Here is a 19690-nt window from a genome sequence, read left to right on the forward strand (position 1 = left end):
TATGCTAAATCAAATCACAATTCAAGGGTATAAATCTATCAAGTCACTAGAAAATTTCCCACTTGGTCATCTCAATATTCTTATTGGAGCAAATGGTGTGGGAAAAAGTAATTTTATTTCCATCTTTAAGTTTCTTAATCTCATTCACAATCGCCAACTTCAAGCTCATGTCGCAGATAAGGGAATGGATAGCTTTCTTCATTTTGGACGCAAACAAACGCAGGAAATCTATTTGGAATTTGTTTTTGGAGAAAATGCTTATGATATCACACTCATTCCTACACAAGAAAATCAGCTACTCATAAAACATGAGTCTCTACATTATTGTCCGCCAGGTTACAAACATTCATATCCCATCGGCGATTCTATATTTGAAAGCAATCTGCGAGATGCTCAAAATCTTTCTTCATCCACTCTAGTTGCACACTATTGTCAAAAGGGAATCAAAGAATGGAAACTCTATCATTTTCACGATACGGGAGAGACTTCACCAATTAAAGCAACATGCTCCAGCATTGATGATTTGGTTTTGAAATCTGATGCTCAAAATCTCTGTGCTTATCTTAAGCGTCTATACAATGATTATCAAAGCCATTACAACCAAATCATAGAAGCAATCCAATCTGTTGCTCCATTCTTTGGAGGATTTGTTTTTAGGGATTCTGAAGTTATTCAACTAGAGTGGTTTGAACAATCTGATCCAGACACACCTTTCAAAGCACATATGCTCTCTGATGGAACCTTGCGTTTTATCTGCCTTGCAACGCTTTTGCTTCAACCTTTTGAACTTATGCCAGAAACAATCATTATTGATGAACCAGAGCTTGGACTGCATCCTTATGCAATCAATCTTCTCAGTGAAATCATCAAACGAGCCTCACAAAAAAAACAACTCATCATCTCCTCACAATCTGTCGAACTTATCAATCTCTTTGAACCTGAAAATATCATTGTTGTCGATAGAAACCAAGATCAATCTTCCATTTTTAGAAGATTAAATAATGCAGAGCTACAAATTTGGCTAGAAGATTATTCTCTGGGTGAAATTTGGAAAAGCAATCTTATCGGAGGACGACCATAGTGACAAGAATATTTATCGTCTGCGAGGGTCAAACAGAGGAAAAATTTGTCAAAGATGCATTGGCTCCATTTTTCCATCCACTCTTTCTTTATCTTACCCCATTACTGATTTCCACCTCCAAAGGACATAAGGGTGGTGGACTTACCTATGAAAGAGTAAAAAACTTTATTTTAAGCAAACTAAGGGAAGATAAAACAGCATTTGTGACTACATTTTTTGATTACTATGCTTTAAACAATGATTTTCCCTCCTTTAATGAAGCTCAAAGTAAAAACGATCTATATGCAAAAATCACTCATCTAGAAGAAGCCTTTCTGGGGGATATTTCTCAAAGCTTGGAAGAGGACTTGACATACACCAAACGATTCTTTCCACATATACAACCCCACGAGTTTGAAAGCCTACTATTTAGCGATATTGACAAAATTGTTTTAGGAGATGCGGAGTGGATCGACAATATCAAACTCAAAGAAGCTCTTCAGGCAATCACCAAAGAGTTTGAAAATCCAGAACTAATCAATAACTCCAAAGAAACTAGCCCATCTCATCGCTTAGAATCAATTTTGAATTACAAAAAAGTTTTTCATGGTGCAAAGATCGCCAAGTCGATTGGAATAGAAAACATACGATCAAAATGCAAACATTTTCAAAAACTTTGTCAAACAATCTCAAATCTTTCGGAATTCAAATATGACTAAAACACTCAAAATCGGCTTTATATATTTTCATGGACTTGGGGACAATATCCTCACTTTTGAATCTCTGTATGCACTCAAGATGATTTATCATTGTGAGTTATTTGTCTTTGGCAATGCATTATTTAAAAATCTCTTAGCTCACTGTGATTTTGTCGATGAAGTATATGACATCCAAAATGACATTCGATCTCATCTTGATCTCATCAATTCTTGCAATCTCGACTATATTATATTGCCCAAATGCACCAAGATTTACCTCACTCCCTTGCTTCAAAGCAATGTTCTCAAAATCTTAACTCCCACAAAAATTCCGGCCCTACTTTCTAAAAAATGCAAAACTCCTTCCATTTTTTCATTTCTCAGATATCGCAATGCCTCAATGCGAGAGAAGCCACTATTTCTTGTGCGTCTTATCAATCCAAAGCTTTTTGATTCACATATTTCAAAAATCGTTTTATCTCAAGCCAAAATCTGCACTTCAATCACACATCAAAACAAAATCTCAAATTTTCTTCAAAAAAGCGTGAAAGAAGGAGATCATCTTATCCTTATCAACCCCTTTGCCATCACTTCTTCACATAATCTTTCCATAGAAGCATATTTAAAACTTGCCCATTATGTTTCCACTCTTCCATCTTGTATTCCGCTTATAGTTACATATTCCAAAGTCACACAAGAATTTGATGAGGCATTGAAGCATTTTCAACAACACACAAAACTCCATTCGCTTATCATTTTTGAAAATGATGAGGATATTTTAAATCTTGCTGAGCTTATCTTTCACACTACTTGCGTTATTTCCCCAAGCACAGGAATTATTCATCTTGCTTCAAACCTATCCATTCCCACAATTGGACTTTATCCCAAAACGCACATTCCTCAATGGGAAACAAAAGATAAGCGCTATGTTTTTATCAAAAGTCCCAAGGATCAGATTACTCCAAAAGAAGAGGAAGAGATTCTTGATCAAACAATGGCACTTTTAAAATCCATTCTTCCTTCTATTCCGTATCTATAATCCTTTTTTGCTAGCTACAAATATCCTTTTTAAACCCAAAAGAATCTTTAAGGCTTTTTCTTTAAGCAAGCTTGGATGAGAATGAGAATATAAGAATTTTGCCAATTCTTCATGTCCAAACATCACAGCAAAAGCATAGGGTGTCATCCCCATGCCATTATTTTGATCAATATTAGCTCCATAAGAAATGAGAAGTTTTGCCATCTCAAAATAACCCTTAAAGCAAACTCCTGCAAGAGGAGTTTGTCCTCGATGATTAGGACAATCCACGCAGGCGCCTCTTTCTAACAATAATCTAGCACTCCTTAATGAATTGTGATAGCTAGCTAGCATCAAGAGAGTATCGCCTTTGTGAGTTTTAAGATCAACATTTAAACCTGCATCAAGCATAATTTTCAGATTCTGATCTTCATCTTTTCTCGCATAATCAAATGCCATCAAACAAAGCTCATGAAATCTTTTTTCTTCATCTGGAGTAAGATCAATCTGCATGCTTTAGTCTCTCAAGTGCTTTTTTTACCCCATCAGCATAACAAGGAGAAATCTTTTCAAAGTGATGGAGAGCCCTTTGAATGACTATAGAATCTACTCCATCCATAGAGGCTGCTACATTTTCAAACAACTGATCTTTTTGCTGAGCATTCATAAGATCAAACAATGCTTTTGGCTGAGAATAATAGTCTTCATCTAAAGGAGCGTAGCGCTGAGCTTTTTCTCCAATTTTTAAATCCGGTTCCAAATATTCTTTGTGCTCTTTTGGAGAATCGCTATAGCTATTAGGTTCATAATATGCTTGGGCATTACGATAAGTATCAAAATTCATACTGCCAGCCACATTGTAGGTATTAACTTCAGATTTAGCACGATTAATTGGCAAGAGGTGATAATTTGTTCCGATTCTATATCGATGTGCATCAGGATAGCTAAAAATCCTTGCTTGCAACATTTTGTCTGGACTAAAGCTAATCCCAGGAACAATATTGCTTGGACTAAATGCCGACTGTTCTACTTCATTAAAATAGTTTTCTACATTTTTATTAAGAATAATTTCCCCTATCTCAATCAATGGAACAAGATGATGTGGCCAAACTTTTGTCAAATCAAATGGGTTAAATCCCAGTTTTTCCGCCTCATCTTCAGCAAGAATCTGAATTTGGAAAGTCCATTTTGGGAACTCTCCTTTTTGAATACTTTCATACAAATCTCTTTGATGACTTTCTCTATCTTTGGCAATCAAAGATTCTGCTTGAGCATTTGTAAGATTTTTAATACCTTGTTGAGTTTTAAAATGAAACTTCACCCAGAATCTTTGATTTTCGTTATTGATCAAGCTATAAGTATGACTTCCAAATCCATGCATATGGCGATAACTTGCAGGAATTCCACGATCACTCATTAAAATCATTACTTGATGTAAACTCTCTGGACACAATGTCCAAAAATCCCATGCCGCATTCGCACTTCTTAAATTTGTCTTTGGATCACGCTTTTGAGTGTGGATAAAATCAGGAAACTTATAAGGGTCTCGCACAAAGAAAACAGGGGTGTTGTTTCCTACAATATCCCAATTGCCCTCTTTTGTATAAAACTTGATCGCAAAGCCTCTCAAATCTCTTTCCGCATCAGCAGCCCCTATTTCTCCAGCAACAGTAGAAAACCGCAAAAAAAGAGGTGTAACTTCCCCTTTTTGTAAAACTTTTGCTTTGGTGTATTTTGAAATGTCTGCAGTAATTCTAAGCTCACCATATGCACCGCTACCTTTTGCATGGACAGTTCTTTCAGGAATTCTTTCCCTATTTTGATGAGCCAATTTTTCCAATAAAATATAATCTTGAATTAAAAGTGGACCTTGGGGACCAGCAGTCAGTGAATTTTGATTGTCAGCAACAATATTTCCAAAATCATTTGTGAGTTTTTTCATTTTTTTCCCTTTGATAATAATTATCATTTAATAATGATTGTATTATCAAAGCAAATTAAAATAAACAAAATGTTATTTTTAAATCATTCTTCTTATTTCAAAATGATAACTTCGCACTCCAAAAAGATTCCGTGCTCTTCCCATACGCGCTTTTGAGCCAAAGAGATAAGTTTCATTGCCTCATCAAACTTTCCATTTCCCAAATTGACCAAAAAATTTGCATGACTTTGACTAAACCCTACTCCCCCCAAAGAGTAACCCTTAAGTCCTACACTCTCCAAAAGCCTTCCCGCATAATCCCCATGAGGGTTTTTAAAGCAACTCCCACAACTTGGCAAATGTGGATGTGTTTGACGCATATTTTCAAAGCTCTCTATAAGCTCATATCTAAAACCCGTGATTTTTTTAAACCTTGCTCCATAGATCACTCCATCTATTCCGCTTTGACGATATTTAAAATCAAATTGATCGATACTCTTCCATACACCATCAACATATACACTAGATAAAGCATCTTTCATCTCATAGCTCTTCATACCCGCATTCATTCTGACAAGTCCACCAAGTTTTCCTGGAAGTCCTCGCAGAAATTCCACTCCCCATAAATTATTTTTCTTAAAAAAGCTATAAATTTTCCCACTACTTGTAGCACCCCCAATTTCAATCCAATCACCTTGATCTTTAATATAATCAAATTGCTTTCCAAGCATACACAATGACTTGGCGTCTGGAGAAAGCAAAATATTATTTCCCCCTCCTATCAATCTCTCATCAAAATCTTTGCCAACTTCTTCAAGAATGCGAACGCAATGCTCCCCACCAATCTTTAAGCTTGTATGTTTTGAAAAATCAATCACTTTTTGCATAATTAAAAAGGAAAACTAGGGATTAAATCAAAAATGCTCTTAGTATAGTCAAGCACAACATGCAACATCCAAGGTAAAGTCAGAATCAAAACAACAATAACAGCCAAGATTTTGGGCACAAAAGTCAAAGTCATTTCATTAATTTGGGTTGTTGCTTGAAAAATACTCACCAAAAGCCCTACAATCAACCCTGCCAAAAGCATAGGCAATGAAATCATTAAGGTAATCTTGTAGGTTTCAATCGCCAAAGCCATTAATTTTGCTTCCATAAATTAACCCTTTAAAAATACTCCATGCACAATAATAGGCAAAATACTTAAGATTCCAAGCACAATAACTCCCAAATTGATTCTTTGATATTGTTTTAATGCTAGGCAAGAAAGGATATAAACCAAAAATCCTCCTGCCAAACCATTGGCAATCGAATAAGTCAAAGGCATCAGGACAATAGCAAAAAATGCGGAAATTCCAATAGGGAGATCTGAAAAATCAATATTTTTGACTTCCAAAAACATCATCGCACCCACAACAATCAGCGTTGGATAAATTGCAAAAGAAGGAATAGAAGCAAAAATGGGAAACAAAAATAAACTTAAAGCAAAAAATAAAGCACAAAATATTGAAGTCAATCCTGTTCGTCCACCAGCACTCACACCACTTGCACTTTCTAAAAAGCTCGTTGTCGTACTCACCCCAAGACTTGCACCAATGACAGTCGCAGCAGCATCAGCCTCAAGTGTTTTTTCCAAAAGCTTATCGCCTTGATTGTCTTTGTTTTGGAACAATCCAATCTTAGCTCCCACTCCAGCTAATGTCCCAAGAGAATCAAACAAATCAAGCACAAGAAGAGAAACAATTGTCGGAATCAATGCAAGAGTCAAAACCCCAACAACATCAAACTTCAATGCAATAGGGGCAATTGAATCAGGCATTGAAAACACTTCTTGAGGCAATGGAGCAAGCCCAAAAAACCATGCAATAAGAGAGCAGCACAGGATTCCAAGAATAAAAGAGGCATGAATTTTTTTAACACTCATCCACAAAATCATCCCCACACCCAAAATCCCAATCCAAGCTTGAGGAGTATTGAGACTTCCAAGTTCAGGTAAGCCGATAGGAGAAATTGCAATAATCCCTAGTGATTTTAGACCAATAGCACAGATAAAGGCCCCCAATCCTCCAGCAAGCGCGAATCTTAAACCGCGAGGAATGCTATTGATTAACCACGTGCGAATTTTGGTCAGCGATACAAGCAAAAAAATGATTCCAGAAAGAAATACAATGCCTAAAGCTTTTTCCCAAGAAAGTCCCATCCCCTGAACCATTCCATAAGAAAAATAAGCATTTAATCCCATGCCAACACTCATTGCTACAGGGACCTTAGCCCAAATCCCACTAAGCAAAGTTGCTACAACTGTGGCTAATGTAACTGCTGTGATCAATGCCCCCTTTGGCATTCCCGAATCAGAAAGAATTGATGAACTAACAGGAACAATATAAAGCATGGCAATAAAAGTTGTAAAGCCTGCAATCAACTCCGTTTTTACATTACTACCACTTTGAGTGATACCAAAATAACGATCCAAAAAGCTCAAAATAACTCCTTTATGCAAATAAGGCTTCCAAAAAATCAAATTTTACTCAAAAGTCTCCAAGACTCCTAAGCAAATCCCCTTTATCGTTTTCCCCACACTCCTGTGTCCAGATCCATAGAAAAAGAGTTATTGCTTGAGAAGATTTAGCAATCTCAAAATTTCTTCTTTGAGCTCCTGCTCTCCTTCTTCATTCCATATGATATGGTCTGCCATTTTGATTTTTTCTTCCAAGGGCATTTGGGCTTGGATTCGTAACTCAACTTCTTCTTTTGTTAAGCGATTTCTTTGCATTACGCGCCAAATCTGCTTTTCTCTAGAACAAGCTACAAGCAAAGTATGTGCAAAGCTATAAATCTCCCTTTGCTCAAACAGCAATGCCAATTCTACAAAATAAATTTTTTGACCTTTTTCTTTCTCCATGCAAGTCTGATAGAGCTTTTCCTGAATCGCTTTAGAAAGAATCTGATTAAGCCTTTTGAGTTTTTCTGCATCGCCAAAAACAATTTTCCCCAGCTTTTGTCTTGAAAGTTTGCCATCCTCTAAAATAATCTCACCAAATTCTCTCACTAGCTCTTGAGTTTTTTCTTCCAAAACTTGATGAGCAATCTTATCTGCATCAATAACCTTATATCCCAACGATTGCAAAATCAAACAAGTCGTGCTTTTCCCGCTCCCAATCCCCCCACTGATTGCATAGGCATATTTCAAAAGAGAAAAATCAATCACTTGATTTTCTAATAGAGTTGCATTGTGATGCAATGTAAGCTCCCATGTTGCTTGATGAGTGTTTTACAAGAGATTCCAATCACTTTTAGGTGAGGTAAGGCATTCTGTAAAATCTCCAAGGCCAAAGAATCATTTTTATCTCCATAAGTTGGCACCAAGAGTCCGCCATTGACAAATAAAAAATTTGCATAAGTTGCAGGAAGCCTCTCACCCTCTTCAAAAATAGCTGAAACAAAAGGGAGCTTAATCAACTCATAGGGATCTCCATTCAAATTTCTAAGAGCCTTAAGTTCTTCCTCCATCTTTAAAAGCTCTTCATAATGCTCATCATTTTGATCTTCACAACCCACATAGGCAATTTGTGTTGGAGAAATAAATCTTGCTAGAGTATCGATATGACTATCTGTATCATCGCCTGCAAGATAACCGTGATTGAGCCAAAGAATTTTTTTAGCCCCCAATTTCTGCATTAGTTGCGCCTCAATTTCTTCTTTAGATAACCATGCATTGCGATTGCCTTCTAAAAGGCATTGTGTATTTGTCAAAATCACCCCTCCTCCATCACTCTCAAGACTTCCACCCTCCAAAATCATCCCTACTTTCCTTAGTTCATCATTTCCAAATTCTCCCTTTATGTGTAGAGTTTGATTGATTTGATTATCCCAATTGCTTGCAAATTTAAGTCCCCAACCATTAAACATAAAATCAAGCAAGACATTTTGATTCCCCTCTTCTAAATTGATGGCTCCAAAATCCCTAGCCCAAGTGTCGTTACAAGGAATAGAGTAGATTCTTAATTTTTTCTCTAATATTTGATGCGAAAAAAAGCTCTTTAAAATTTCCATTCCTTCCAAATCACTAGGATCAACACATACCACCACATCTTCAAATCCTAAAATTGTCTCAATAATCTCTAAAAAATTTTCTCTTGCTTCCTTTAAAGATAGATTCCAATCACTCTTTGCATGAGGAAATGCCATCAAAATCGCTCTTTGTTTCTCCCACTCTGCTCGCATACGCTTCATCTACACTCTCCTTTGCTTATGTCACCAAATACTTTTTGATAGAATTTTACAAATTTTCTTTCAAAGGATATGTGTTGATTCTGAGCATTGAAAGCAGTTGCGATGATAGCTCTCTTGCCTTGACTTCAATCAAAGATTGCAAGCTCCTTTTTCATCAAAAAATCTCCCAAGATGATGCTCATAGTGCCTATGGAGGAATTGTCCCAGAGCTCGCTTCGCGCTTGCACGCACAAAAACTCCCTCTCATTTTAGAAAATCTAAAAAACTTTCTTCATGGGGATTTTTCACCTATCAAGGCAATTGCTGTTACAACAGAGCCAGGCCTAAGCGTGACATTGATTGAGGGACTAATGATGGCCAAAACTCTAGCTATTAGTCTTCATATCCCTCTTTTAAGCATCAATCATCTCAAAGGTCATATTTATTCACTTTTTATCAATCAAAAAAAAAGTATTTTTCCCTTAAGCGTCTTGCTTGTTTCGGGAGGACATACGATGATTTTAGAAGCAACGAAAGAAGAGATCTGTATCGTTGCCCAAAGCAAAGATGACAGCTTTGGAGAAAGTTTTGATAAGACTGCGAAAATGCTAGGCTTTGGATATCCTGGGGGTCCTATCATTCAAGATTTAGCACAGCAATGTTTAAAAGAACTTTATCATCTTCCCATCCCTCTTCAGCACAGCAAGGAACTTGCTTTTAGTTTCTCTGGACTTAAAAATGCAGTGCGTCTAGAGATTGAAAAACAAGGAGAAAATCTAGATGCTAATGCTCTTGCCTATGCGTTTCAAAAAAGTGCTTGTGAACATATTGTGCAAAAATGCAAACTCTATTTTCAATTTAAACACGATAAAGGGGAAGGAATCAGACATTTTGCAATTGTTGGCGGAGCAAGTGCCAATCTTCATCTAAGAGAAAAACTCCAAGCTTTATGCAAAAAGTTCAACACTTCTCTTTTGCTCTCTCCTCTTGAATTCTGCTCAGATAATGCGGCCATGATTGGGCGTGTGGGAATCGAAGAATATAAAAAGGAAAACTTCAGCGACCTTTATAATCTTGAAATTTCCCCACGCAACACTCAGTTTTAAAAACCTCTTCATTCTTTCAAAAAAAGATATAATCAAAAAAATTACTCATCTGGAAACTTTTATGAAAACCTCTTTTTTGCTTCCTGCACTCACCCTTTCTAGCTTTCTTTTTGCCCTTGAAGATTTTGAACTTATCAATGTCAAAGGTGCTTGGCAACAAGGAATAACTGGAAAAAATATTTCTATTGGGATTATTGATACTGGATTTGATATCCAGCATCCTCTTCTTCGCAACCAATTTATCCAAGTATTGCCATCTCTTGATCTAAGACATGGCACTCAAGTTGCAAGTGTCGCAGTAGGTGGAAAGATGGGGAATCAGCCCTTTGGAATAGCTTTCAATGCTAAATTTTTTGGCCTTCCCTATGAAGGATATGAAGCCTATAACTATTTTCAAAACAAAGAAATCAAAGTCATTAATAATAGTTGGGGATATCCAATCTATCCCGTTTTGAGACTTCAAGAAATTGATGGGACTCTGATTCAAAATCAAAATCTAGATCAACCTCGACTAATTATGCAAACCATTCAAAGACTTCCTTATGTCAAAGATCTTGCAAGACTATCGCGTGAGAAAAAAGTTTTAAGCGTATTTAGTACAGGCAATAGTGCAATGAGCTCAGGATCTATCACTGCGACCCTTCCGCGCTATGATGAAAGTCTTCGAGCGTGGCTAGCAATTGGAGCAATTGATTCTAAATACATTAGCAAAGATAAAAATGGGCAACTCGTTTTACAAAGCAAAGCTTTGGCGGAGTTTAGCAATGGATTTAAAGGAATCTCTCTCTTTGCACTTTCAGCTCCTGGTGTCAATGTCTCTGTTGCAAAAGTTGGAGGAGAAATCGGAAAGAGCGATGGAACATCATTTTCTTCCCCTATGGTGAGTGGAGCTTCTGCTCTTATTTTGGAAAAATTTCCCTTTCTTAATGGCGCTCAAATTGCAGATATTCTTCTAAGCACAGCAAACAAAGACTATATTTCCCCTCAAGTTGTTCTTAAAAAAACATATCTCAAAAAGATCCCCAAATATACAATTATCTACATCAATCACTCTGGAGCACTTCCATCTATAAATCAAGCAAGAAATGATTTGCTCAATGCTGGCTATTCTTTCGACGAGATCAATCAGGCCCTTCTAAGCCCTCTTGAGGGAACTGCAAATCTCATTCAAAATCTCACAAAAGAAGAGGTCTTTGGACAGGGGATTTTGGATATTGAAAATGCCCTAAAGGGTATTGCACTTTTAGATGCAAATCGATTAAATCAAGAAGATATTTATACGCTCCCCACAGGAGATCAGGCTCTTCTTTATAGTTTTGATACACAAGGATATAGTGCGACTTTTTCTAACAATATCGATCAAAGAAAATGGGACTCAAAATACCATCATCCAAACGCGCTCAACGCTCTTCCTCAAGCAAATAGAGATTTTAATGTAGGGTTAGTCAAACAAGGTCAAGGAACACTAGAGCTTACAGGAGAAAATCATTATCGGGGAGCAACACTAATACAAGAAGGGACAATTGCACTCAATAAAAAATCTGATTTAAGTGGAGGAATCTTATATGGTCCAGTTTATATTGAAAAACAAGGCACACTGCAAGGTAATGGGACGATCAAAAAAGATATCTTCAATTATGGAATCTTAAGTCCAGGCAATCACGACTTTGACACTCTGAGCATAGATGGAGGCTATACACAAAATCCACAAGCAACGCTCCAAATCCACTTTGGAACAATTGATAAAGACAATATACACTCATCAGATCACTCTAAACTCAAAGCAAAGCATTACACAATCAATGGGGGATCTCTACTCTATACTCCCCTTAAAAATCGCTTCTATGCAGAAGGTGACCTTATCCCGATCCTCTTGGAAACGAATCTAGAAACACAAATCAAACACTTTTCTAATATCTCTGTCCAATCCAATCTCTCTCAATCTATCCATTTCATTCTTAAAGACCCCTCACATATCCTTATTCAAAGAAAATCGGACGCTTATGCACTCAAAGATATTGAGAGCAACCTAGATCAAATCTTGCGTGATATTGTTCAAAATGCAAATCTAGCACAATCTTATAAGAATTATTTTGCCCATATTGATACTGCTCCCTATTCTCAATATGCAGAATCTCTAAAGGGCTTAGATGGAAACTTGTATCTTAAAAACACAAAAGAAATTTTAAGCACACAGGCTCGCTTTTCCCTTAGCAACATTGCCCTTCTTTTAGAATCTTCCAAAGAAGCTCAGTGGAATTTGACTCCAGCCTTTTCCTATGTCAAAGATTTGCAATACTCATCTTATATCACTTCTCTTCTTGCTCAAGGCAAAACAAAACTCTCTCCTAAACTCACGCTCTCTGCCTTTGGACATTTTTCAAATCTTTATACACAAGATCAACCCTCAACAATCAACTCACAAATGATTTCTGGAGGAGCAAGCATAAGTTATGATTTTAATCACATTGAACTCTTTGGAGGCATAACAACAGGCTTTATTTACAACACCTTTCAACATCGCATTCTTTTTTTAGATAACAAAAAAGGAAATTATCATCATCTCTTATTATCAGCTCATTTAGGAGTTGGAAAGAGCTATACATTTGATTCATTTTTTATCTCCCCTATGGTTTTTTTACAAGATTTTTATCTTTATCAAAAAGATTGGGAAGAATCAAAAAGCAATCAAACATTCAACAAATCCTATTTGCAAGCTCATTTCAATCTCTTAGATGCTGTGATGGGACTAGAACTTGGTTATCAAAATCGCACATTGAGGTTTGGAATCTTTGGATTTTATACGCGACATCTCATAGGAAATCACCTCAAAAACCAAGCTTATTTTCAAGACTTTCCTCAACTTGCATTACAACAACGCTATAGTTTTCAGCCTGATTTATATAAAGTGGGAGCAAGTTTTTCATATACTTTTCATCAATTCATCACCTCTTTGAAAATCAATACGGATTTAGCAAAAAACTTTTGGAGTGCCAATGGAGAGTTGGGACTAGGAATGAGATTTTGACATCATAATTCCCCACAAGGCATTTCTCAATACTTCGAGTTTCGATAAAATCCAAAACAAAATCACCCAAAGGATTATCCTATGCAATACTCCCAAAGAGCCCTTGCTCTATCTCCATCTAATACATTAGCTATTAGTGCTTTAGCCCAAAGTCTTGCCAAAAGTGGGAAGGAGATTATTAATTTCTCCACAGGAGAGCCTGATTTTGACACCCCCACTCCTATCAAAAACAAAGCCATTGAGGCGATTGAAAATGGCTTTAGCAAATACACTGCAGTCAGTGGAATTGCAGAGCTCAGAGAAGCTGTAGCTCAAAAACTTCTAAGAGAGAATCAACTCTCATATTCTCCCAAAGAGATCATCATCAGCAATGGAGCCAAACACTCTTTGTTTAATGCAATGTGTGCAATTCTCAATCCCCATGATGAGGTCATTATCCCCGCACCTTATTGGGTGAGCTATCCTGAGATTGCCAAGTTTTGTCAAGCCACTCCCGTTTTTATTCCTACCACTCAAGATCAAAATTTCAAAATCACTCCTCAACAACTCAAAGCTTCAATCACCCCTCGCACTAAGCTTTTGATCCTCAACTCCCCTAGCAATCCCACAGGATCGCTCTATACACAAGAAGAATTTCAAGCCTTAGGAAAAGTTCTTGAAGGGAGTGATATTTGGGTCATTAGCGATGAAATTTATGAAAAACTAACTTATAGCAATCATTTCATCTCTCTTGCCTCGCTTTCTAGCGATCTTTTAGAACGCACAATCACCATCAATGGACTTAGCAAATCTACGGCAATGACTGGATGGAGAATGGGCTATTTGGCGTGCAAAGATTCTACATTGCTTTCTTGTATTGACAATCTTCAAGGCAATAGCACAAGCAATATCAACTCCTTTACTCAGATTGCCTCCATTGTCGCTCTTTCTTTAGAAGAAGAAATTCAAGCGATGAAAGAAGAATTCCTCAAAAGACGTGATCTTGCCTACAAACTTTGCTCCTCTATTCCATCCTTATCTCTTAATTGTCCAGATGGGGCTTTTTATCTCTTTATCAACATTAACCACGCATCAAGATTCCAAGGGGATAGTATGAAGTTCTCTCAAGCTCTGCTTGAAGAACAAGGCGTTGCTCTTGTGCCTGGGATTGCATTTGGAGCAGAAGGATATGTGCGGATGAGCTTTGCCACCTCTATAGAAAACTTACAAAAAGGAATTGAAAAAATAAAAGACTTTTTAGAATCTTGATAAAAGCAAGCGAGATTGTTCAATATCTCGCTGAATTTGCTCTTTAAGCAACTCAAGTGCCTCAAAGCGTTTATTCTCTCTTATAAAATCAACAAAAGAGATTCTGACTTCTTGCACTTTAGGCACAATGCAAGCATCCAGCAAATGTGTTTCAATCGCATATTGACCATCGCTACTCAAACGATGACCCAAAAAGCTTACACTCTTATAAACAACGCCATCCACCTCACTCAAAGTCGCATAAACTCCACTTTTGGGCAGGGCATAATCTCGCACTTCAAGATTAAGAGTGGGCACACATTCTTTACTCCCAATTCCCTGCCCTCTAATAATATGGCCCTTGATTTCATATCGCCTGCCAAGCATAGCATTTGCTTCTAATATCTCTCCAGCTAAAAGATGCGAGATGATCTTTTGCTTATGCACAGAAACACCTCCTACTTTCACTTCATCCACAACACAGACTTCAAAAAATGCTCTCAAATCATCAATTCCATAAGAACGATTTTTCCCAAACCGAAAATCATATCCCACAATAATCTTTGCAAGCTTTGGGAATCTCTGTTTTAAAAAAAGAGAAAAATCACTTGCCCCCATCTCTTTGATCTCTTTAAGATCTATCCGAAAAATAGGACAAGAAATATAGTCTTCTTGGCAAGGAGTCAAAAATGGCGGAACATCCATCACAATCTTCAAAACTCCCCCATTTCTGTCATTTTGCTTTAAAAGCATTTGATGGGCAATATGCACTCCATCAAATTTCCCTATACAAAGACTTGTTATCTCACTTGGAGAGATAGATGAAATACTCTTCATTTCCATTTTTTCCTTTAAGAACACTTTTTTGAACACACTCAATCGCAAATCCGATCTTATGAGCAAAGTTTAAAAACTCATCTAATCTTGTTTTGATATGCTCTTGATCCACAATCACACCTCTTTTGTTTCTCTTGGCCATCTTCCCAACTTCATACTGGGGTTTGAATAACAAAATGCACTCTTTATGTGTCAGCTCATAGACTTTATGCAAAATCAAATCAAGAGAGATAAAGCTCACATCACACACAACAAGGTCAAAAGGCTGATGAACAAAATCACGAATATCTTGATTTTCAAAGATTGTTACTCTAGGGTTTGCTCTAATTGTTGGGTGCAATTGATGGCTTCCCACATCTACACATACAACAGAAGCAATCCCCAGATTCAACAAAACCTCACTAAATCCTCCAGTACTTGATCCAATATCTAAAGCACATTTTCCTTCTACATTAATCTGCTGTGATTGCAAAAATCCCCAAAGTTTGTCTCCAGATCTTGCAACCCATTGCCTACCATCCCTAAGCTCAATGCAGGCTTCCATACCAACATCAAACGAACTTTTCAAAATCTGCTTGCCCTCAATCCAAACTCGACCACTTGCAATAAGCTCTTGAGCTTTCTGTCGACTTTGGGCTATCTTCTTTTCATACAAATAACGATCAAGCCTCACAGCACATTTTCCACAACATAACTATAATCAAAAACCAATTCCTGAGTTTTGCGTATATGCATCTTTAAAACAACATTGGTAATATCCACAGGGGATACCGCATCAAAAGAAACAAGAAAAACCTGATTCCAAGGGCTATGTCGAAAAACCCTAAGTGCTTGTTCTTCTTTTGGGGAAAGTTTTTTGACACTCAAGGGCTTTTTTCCCAAAAGAGAAAAGCTTATATCTTTTGGCTTAATTTTGTCGCTTTCAAAAGCAACCTCTATAAGAAAAACTTCATTTTTGGGATATTTTCCACTCTCCAAATCACTCAAATAGGTTACAAAGGCTACAAGCAAAGCTCTTCCATTCTCAATCAAATCCGCTTTTCTTGTCAACTGCAGGCGTTTTTCCTCATAAAATCCTTCAGAAAATCTTGGATTGCTTAAATTACTGCACCCCATAAGAAAAAAAATAAAAAAGATTCCAACACAATGCTTCACAAATCACCTCAAAAGTTGTATTTTAACATAGCCTAAATTTCTGAAGCCTGCTAGAATCACTTTTAACTTAAAAGGAGTTTTTATGCGTCATCTTATCCATATCAACGATTTAAGCAATACTGAAATCCTACATATTCTCCAAAAAGCCAAACAATACAAAAAGGGGCAAATCAGCAAAACACTGCAAGACAAAAAAGTAATCACAACTTTTTTTGAGAACTCTACGCGCACACTTAGTAGCTTCGAGATGGCTATAAAAAACTTGGGTGGAGAAGTTATTAGACTTGATATCTCTAGAAGCTCCACTTCCAAAGGAGAAACACTGCGAGATACAGCGGCTAATCTCAATGCTATGAATCCTCACGCGATTGTAATCCGCCACAGCAAAGCAGGAGCTGGGTATTTTCTTACTCCCAAAGTTTCCTGTCCGATTATCAATGGAGGAGATGGTGCACATTCTCACCCCACTCAAGCACTCTTAGATCTTATGACACTTTTAGAACACTTTGGATCGCTTGAGGGAAAAAAGATCGCCATTGTTGGAGATATCAAAAACTCACGCGTTGCTAATAGTAACATTTCTCTTCTTCCACGCTTTGGGGCAGAAATCCTTCTTGTCGCTCCTCCACATTTTTTGCCCTCAAGTCCCCTTCCCTATACACATCATCTTTGTGAAGCGATTCAAACATGTGATGCCCTCATTAGCCTTAGAACTCAAACAGAACGGCACTCTCTTCAAACCTATGGAAGTTTGCAAGATTACGCACAAGACTTTTGCATCACAAAAAATCAAATTAAAGACAGAGATTTGATCATTCTTCATCCTGGACCAGTTCATCGCAATATCGATATTTCTGATGAAGTTCTTGATGATCCAAGAAGCAAGGTTTTAGAGCAAGTCCAAAATGGGGTATTTGTGCGGATGGCGGTTATGGATTTCTTCATCCATCAAGGTTGCCCTATAGATTAAAATGAAAATGTGCTTCCAATTTTGATCCCAAAATTGGTTGGCAATGCCATTTCAGATCCACCTGTTTTTGCAAAATTAAATCCCATTTCCCCCACAATATCCAAGATTCCATAGAGATTAAAACCTAATGCAACTTTTGAATCTCCAAAATTCAATGCATCAATTCCCACTCCAACACGGAAATCTACAAAACTATAATCTCCCATAATTCCAAAGGCAATCTGATGACTTTTAAGGATAGAGTTTGAGAATGATTGAGGCAACAAATCTGCATCAAAAGTGACGACATAGTGCTTTAAAAACTCATAAGAAACCCCCATTCTCAAAGAAGGATCCAATCTCAAAGATCGATGAGCTGTTTTGAAGGTGGGGAGATTGATATTTTTAGCACTCAATCCAATATGCACATCAGCAATCGAATACAAAAATCCCAAATCGATTCCAAAATTTTGTGCAGGACTCATATTTAAAAAATTAGGAATTTGAATTGCAATACCTCCATGCACATCCCCCTGATACGAAGAACCATCAAACACAGCACGCATATATTTCAAAGCAAGTCCAAAATTAAAATCCCCAAATGAAGTTTCAAGCTTATAAGCATAGCCTATAGGTATCTCCATAAGCGCAATCCCAAAACTATGGGCATCATATTGCTTCCCTCCAGAATCGCTTAAGCCAATATCTGTCTTAGATGATGCAAAAGCTCCTATTGCAAAAGCACTCATCTGCTTTTCAATCGTTTTGCTAATCAATCGGCCATATTCATCAGGGGATGCAGTGGTTTGTTTGCGATAAAACCCTCCAATTTGAGCAACAACTCCCATTTGAGTTTGCAAACCAATGCGCGGATTTTTAAGTGAGGCAAAGATTTCTGAAATTTCTTGGGGGCTTGCATCAAGAGGAATTTCAAGCAAAGCATTGATATCGCTTTTGGAAAGCCAAAGCCCCGCACTAAAAGAAAATTTACTCCTAGGATCACTTGCAAGCAAAGCAGGATTATAATAAAGCCCCCATGCTGAATTTCTTAGGGCAACTCCCGCACCCCCAAGAGAGGTAGAAACATTTCCCATCGCAGTAAATCCCATCCCCCACAAAGACAAACAAACCCCTTGAAATAAAACAAACCGCTTAAGCACGAAGTTTTTTGATCGCTTTCTTTAAAGATTCGATGAAATATTCAAGATCTTCAAGGCTATGACTCCAATGCACGCTTGCTCTGAGCCATAAGGGCTTTTGTTTGAGCTCATCATCATATCCAAAAAGATCACATCCATAAGGGCCAGCACACGAGCATCCCGCTCGAGTTTGTATCCCATACTGATAGCTTAGCTCCAAGGCCAAATCATAAGGAGAGATTCCTCCAATATTAAATGAAACCACACCCAAACGATCTGCCTCAAGATTCCCATAAACAATTGATGCAGGGATATTTTGAAGCTCAGAAATAAGTGTTTTAGTCAGCACTCTTTCTCTAGTGTGAATCAAATCCAATCCCACCTCATTACGAAGCTGATAAGCAAGAGCAGATGTGAGAAGTTGTAAGATTGCAGGAGTTCCTGATTCTTGTCTTTGCTCAATATCGTCCAAAAACTCATGTTTGAGCTTACTAGAGTTTCTAATCGTTCCCCCACCAGAGAATGTAGGTGCCAAACTTGTATCAATAAGATTTTTCTTAATCCCAAGCAACCCACTTCCACCAACACCTCCCAAAAGCTTATGAGGTGAGAGAAAGCAGGCATCAAAAAGAGTGCTTGGGATATTCATATAAGGAGAGCTAGCTGCCATATCAAAAGCGACAATCGCTCCTTTTTTTTGCCTCAATATTTGAGAGATTTCCTCATATGGAGAGATGATCCCTGTGACATTTGAGGAGATATTAAAAGAGCCAATCACTTGATTGGAGGTTCGTTCTAGCTTGTCTTTTAAAATCTCAAGGTCAATCAAACCCTCAGCATTGAGCGGGATTCTTGTCAGATGACACAAGCCTTCGCGATAGCTAATCTCATTGGAGTGATGCTCATAAGATCCCACAAACACAGATGGCAACGCAAGATGATCAAGATAGGGAGCTAGAATCTGCTTTGTTTTTGGAGGAATATAAATCCCCATTATTTCTTGAAACATCTTAATTGCTCCAGTCGATCCACTTCCCACATTAATCAATGCAAAATCATCTCCCAATCCTAAGCACTCTCTAATCTTGCATTTTGCTTCATCATAAACTTCTGTTGTCAAGATCGAATGAGCTGCACTATTAGAATGCGTATTGGCATAAAAAGGTAGGAATTTTTGCAAACGCTTTTGAACTAAAGACATCGCAAGTCCTGAGGCCGTAAAATCAAAATAGCGTGCTTTTTTAGAAAGAATTATAGATTCTCGACATTGAAGGATTGGATCCTTCTCTTTATCCAAAAGGGGTGCAAATAAATTTAGTTTTTTCAATGTTTTCTCCGAT

At 37.4% G+C, this 19690-nt stretch carries 19 protein-coding genes; 7 read left to right on the plus strand and 12 right to left on the minus strand.

Translation table 11 applies throughout. The features are described from left to right. Window position 1: 1 nt before the first annotated feature. From LW137_RS00495 to LW137_RS00505, 3 genes are read left to right on the plus strand one after another with little or no spacing between them, the layout of a single operon-like run. On the plus strand, window positions 2-1081 hold the full coding sequence (locus LW137_RS00495) for an AAA family ATPase (protein WP_233032472.1): 1080 nt from the start codon (window positions 2-4) through the stop codon (window positions 1079-1081). Beyond that, complete coding sequence (locus LW137_RS00500; RefSeq protein ID WP_233032473.1) at window positions 1081-1779, plus strand: DUF4276 family protein; 699 nt, start codon at window positions 1081-1083, stop codon at window positions 1777-1779. Before LW137_RS00495 ends, LW137_RS00500 begins: the two co-directional genes overlap by 1 nt. Then, a complete protein-coding gene (locus LW137_RS00505) occupies window positions 1772-2797 on the plus strand; it encodes a glycosyltransferase family 9 protein (protein WP_233032474.1) in 1026 nt (341 codons plus the stop codon). Before LW137_RS00500 ends, LW137_RS00505 begins: the two co-directional genes overlap by 8 nt. Here the strand turns inward: LW137_RS00505 and LW137_RS00510 are convergent. The 7 genes from LW137_RS00510 to LW137_RS00540 all read right to left on the minus strand — a co-directional run bounded on the left by LW137_RS00510 (window position 2792) and on the right by LW137_RS00540 (window position 8930). Continuing rightward, complete coding sequence (locus tag LW137_RS00510) at window positions 2792-3289, minus strand: ankyrin repeat domain-containing protein (RefSeq protein WP_233032475.1); 498 nt, start codon at window positions 3287-3289, stop codon at window positions 2792-2794. The genes LW137_RS00505 and LW137_RS00510 overlap by 6 nt on opposite strands. Then, window positions 3279-4718 carry a catalase gene (locus LW137_RS00515; RefSeq protein ID WP_233032476.1) on the minus strand — a complete coding sequence of 480 codons (1440 nt, stop codon included), beginning with the start codon at window positions 4716-4718 and terminating at the stop codon, window positions 3279-3281. Before LW137_RS00515 ends, LW137_RS00510 begins: the two co-directional genes overlap by 11 nt. 92 nt (window positions 4719-4810) lie before the next feature. Beyond that, window positions 4811-5587: a UDP-N-acetylmuramate dehydrogenase gene (locus LW137_RS00520; protein ID WP_233032755.1), complete on the minus strand. Its 777-nt coding sequence runs from the start codon at window positions 5585-5587 to the stop codon at window positions 4811-4813. Next, window positions 5587-5853, minus strand: coding sequence for a flagellar biosynthesis protein FliQ (gene fliQ / locus LW137_RS00525; protein ID WP_233032477.1), 267 nt, complete (start codon window positions 5851-5853; stop codon window positions 5587-5589). Before fliQ ends, LW137_RS00520 begins: the two co-directional genes overlap by 1 nt. Before the next feature lie 3 nt (window positions 5854-5856). After that, entirely contained in the window at window positions 5857-7179 is a 1323-nt protein-coding gene (locus LW137_RS00530) for an NCS2 family permease (protein ID WP_428845611.1), read from the minus strand. A gap of 126 nt (window positions 7180-7305) precedes the next feature. After that, window positions 7306-7938: a dephospho-CoA kinase gene (gene coaE, locus LW137_RS00535; protein WP_233032478.1), complete on the minus strand. Its 633-nt coding sequence runs from the start codon at window positions 7936-7938 to the stop codon at window positions 7306-7308. Beyond that, window positions 7914-8930 (minus strand): agmatine deiminase family protein, encoded by a 1017-nt coding sequence (locus LW137_RS00540; RefSeq protein ID WP_233032479.1) that lies wholly within the window; start codon window positions 8928-8930, stop codon window positions 7914-7916. Before LW137_RS00540 ends, coaE begins: the two co-directional genes overlap by 25 nt. A 74-nt stretch (window positions 8931-9004) precedes the next feature. On the opposite strand from LW137_RS00540, the gene tsaD reads away from it, so the two are divergent. The 3 genes from tsaD to LW137_RS00555 all read left to right on the plus strand — a co-directional run bounded on the left by tsaD (window position 9005) and on the right by LW137_RS00555 (window position 14291). Continuing rightward, the gene (tsaD, locus tag LW137_RS00545) at window positions 9005-10015 is read left to right on the plus strand and encodes a tRNA (adenosine(37)-N6)-threonylcarbamoyltransferase complex transferase subunit TsaD (RefSeq protein WP_233032480.1); all 1011 of its coding nucleotides are present in this window, start codon (window positions 9005-9007) and stop codon (window positions 10013-10015) included. 61 nt (window positions 10016-10076) lie between these two features. Beyond that, window positions 10077-13043, plus strand: coding sequence for a S8 family serine peptidase (locus LW137_RS00550; protein ID WP_233032481.1), 2967 nt, complete (start codon window positions 10077-10079; stop codon window positions 13041-13043). Window positions 13044-13124: 81 nt separating this feature from the next. After that, window positions 13125-14291 (plus strand): pyridoxal phosphate-dependent aminotransferase, encoded by a 1167-nt coding sequence (locus LW137_RS00555; protein WP_233032482.1) that lies wholly within the window; start codon window positions 13125-13127, stop codon window positions 14289-14291. On the opposite strand, the gene LW137_RS00560 is transcribed toward LW137_RS00555, so the two are convergent. The 3 genes from LW137_RS00560 to LW137_RS00570 are packed head-to-tail and all read right to left on the minus strand — an operon-like array spanning window position 14280 to window position 16262. Then, window positions 14280-15107, minus strand: a complete 828-nt coding sequence (locus LW137_RS00560) for a bifunctional riboflavin kinase/FAD synthetase (RefSeq protein ID WP_233032483.1) — start codon at window positions 15105-15107, stop codon at window positions 14280-14282. The two genes, LW137_RS00555 and LW137_RS00560, sit on opposite strands and share 12 nt — an antisense overlap. Next, entirely contained in the window at window positions 15076-15780 is a 705-nt protein-coding gene (tlyA, locus tag LW137_RS00565) for a 23S rRNA (cytidine-2'-O)-methyltransferase TlyA (RefSeq protein ID WP_233032484.1), read from the minus strand. The genes LW137_RS00560 and tlyA overlap by 32 nt, the downstream gene beginning before the upstream one ends. Then, window positions 15777-16262, minus strand: coding sequence for a hypothetical protein (locus LW137_RS00570; RefSeq protein WP_233032485.1), 486 nt, complete (start codon window positions 16260-16262; stop codon window positions 15777-15779). Before LW137_RS00570 ends, tlyA begins: the two co-directional genes overlap by 4 nt. A gap of 82 nt (window positions 16263-16344) precedes the next feature. Between LW137_RS00570 and LW137_RS00575 the strand changes: the two genes are divergently transcribed. Then, window positions 16345-17232 (plus strand): aspartate carbamoyltransferase catalytic subunit, encoded by an 888-nt coding sequence (locus LW137_RS00575; protein WP_233032486.1) that lies wholly within the window; start codon window positions 16345-16347, stop codon window positions 17230-17232. On the opposite strand, the gene traF is transcribed toward LW137_RS00575, so the two are convergent. Continuing rightward, the gene (traF, locus tag LW137_RS07200) at window positions 17229-18371 is read right to left on the minus strand and encodes a conjugal transfer protein TraF (RefSeq protein WP_233032487.1); all 1143 of its coding nucleotides are present in this window, start codon (window positions 18369-18371) and stop codon (window positions 17229-17231) included. The genes LW137_RS00575 and traF overlap by 4 nt on opposite strands. Continuing rightward, window positions 18364-19677 carry an aminotransferase class V-fold PLP-dependent enzyme gene (locus LW137_RS00585; RefSeq protein ID WP_233032488.1) on the minus strand — a complete coding sequence of 438 codons (1314 nt, stop codon included), beginning with the start codon at window positions 19675-19677 and terminating at the stop codon, window positions 18364-18366. Before LW137_RS00585 ends, traF begins: the two co-directional genes overlap by 8 nt. Window positions 19678-19690: the final 13 nt, after the last annotated feature.

Origin of the sequence: Helicobacter kayseriensis (assembly GCF_021300655.1) — a bacterium.
In the GTDB taxonomy this organism is placed as follows: Bacteria; Campylobacterota; Campylobacteria; order Campylobacterales; family Helicobacteraceae; genus Helicobacter_G; species Helicobacter_G kayseriensis.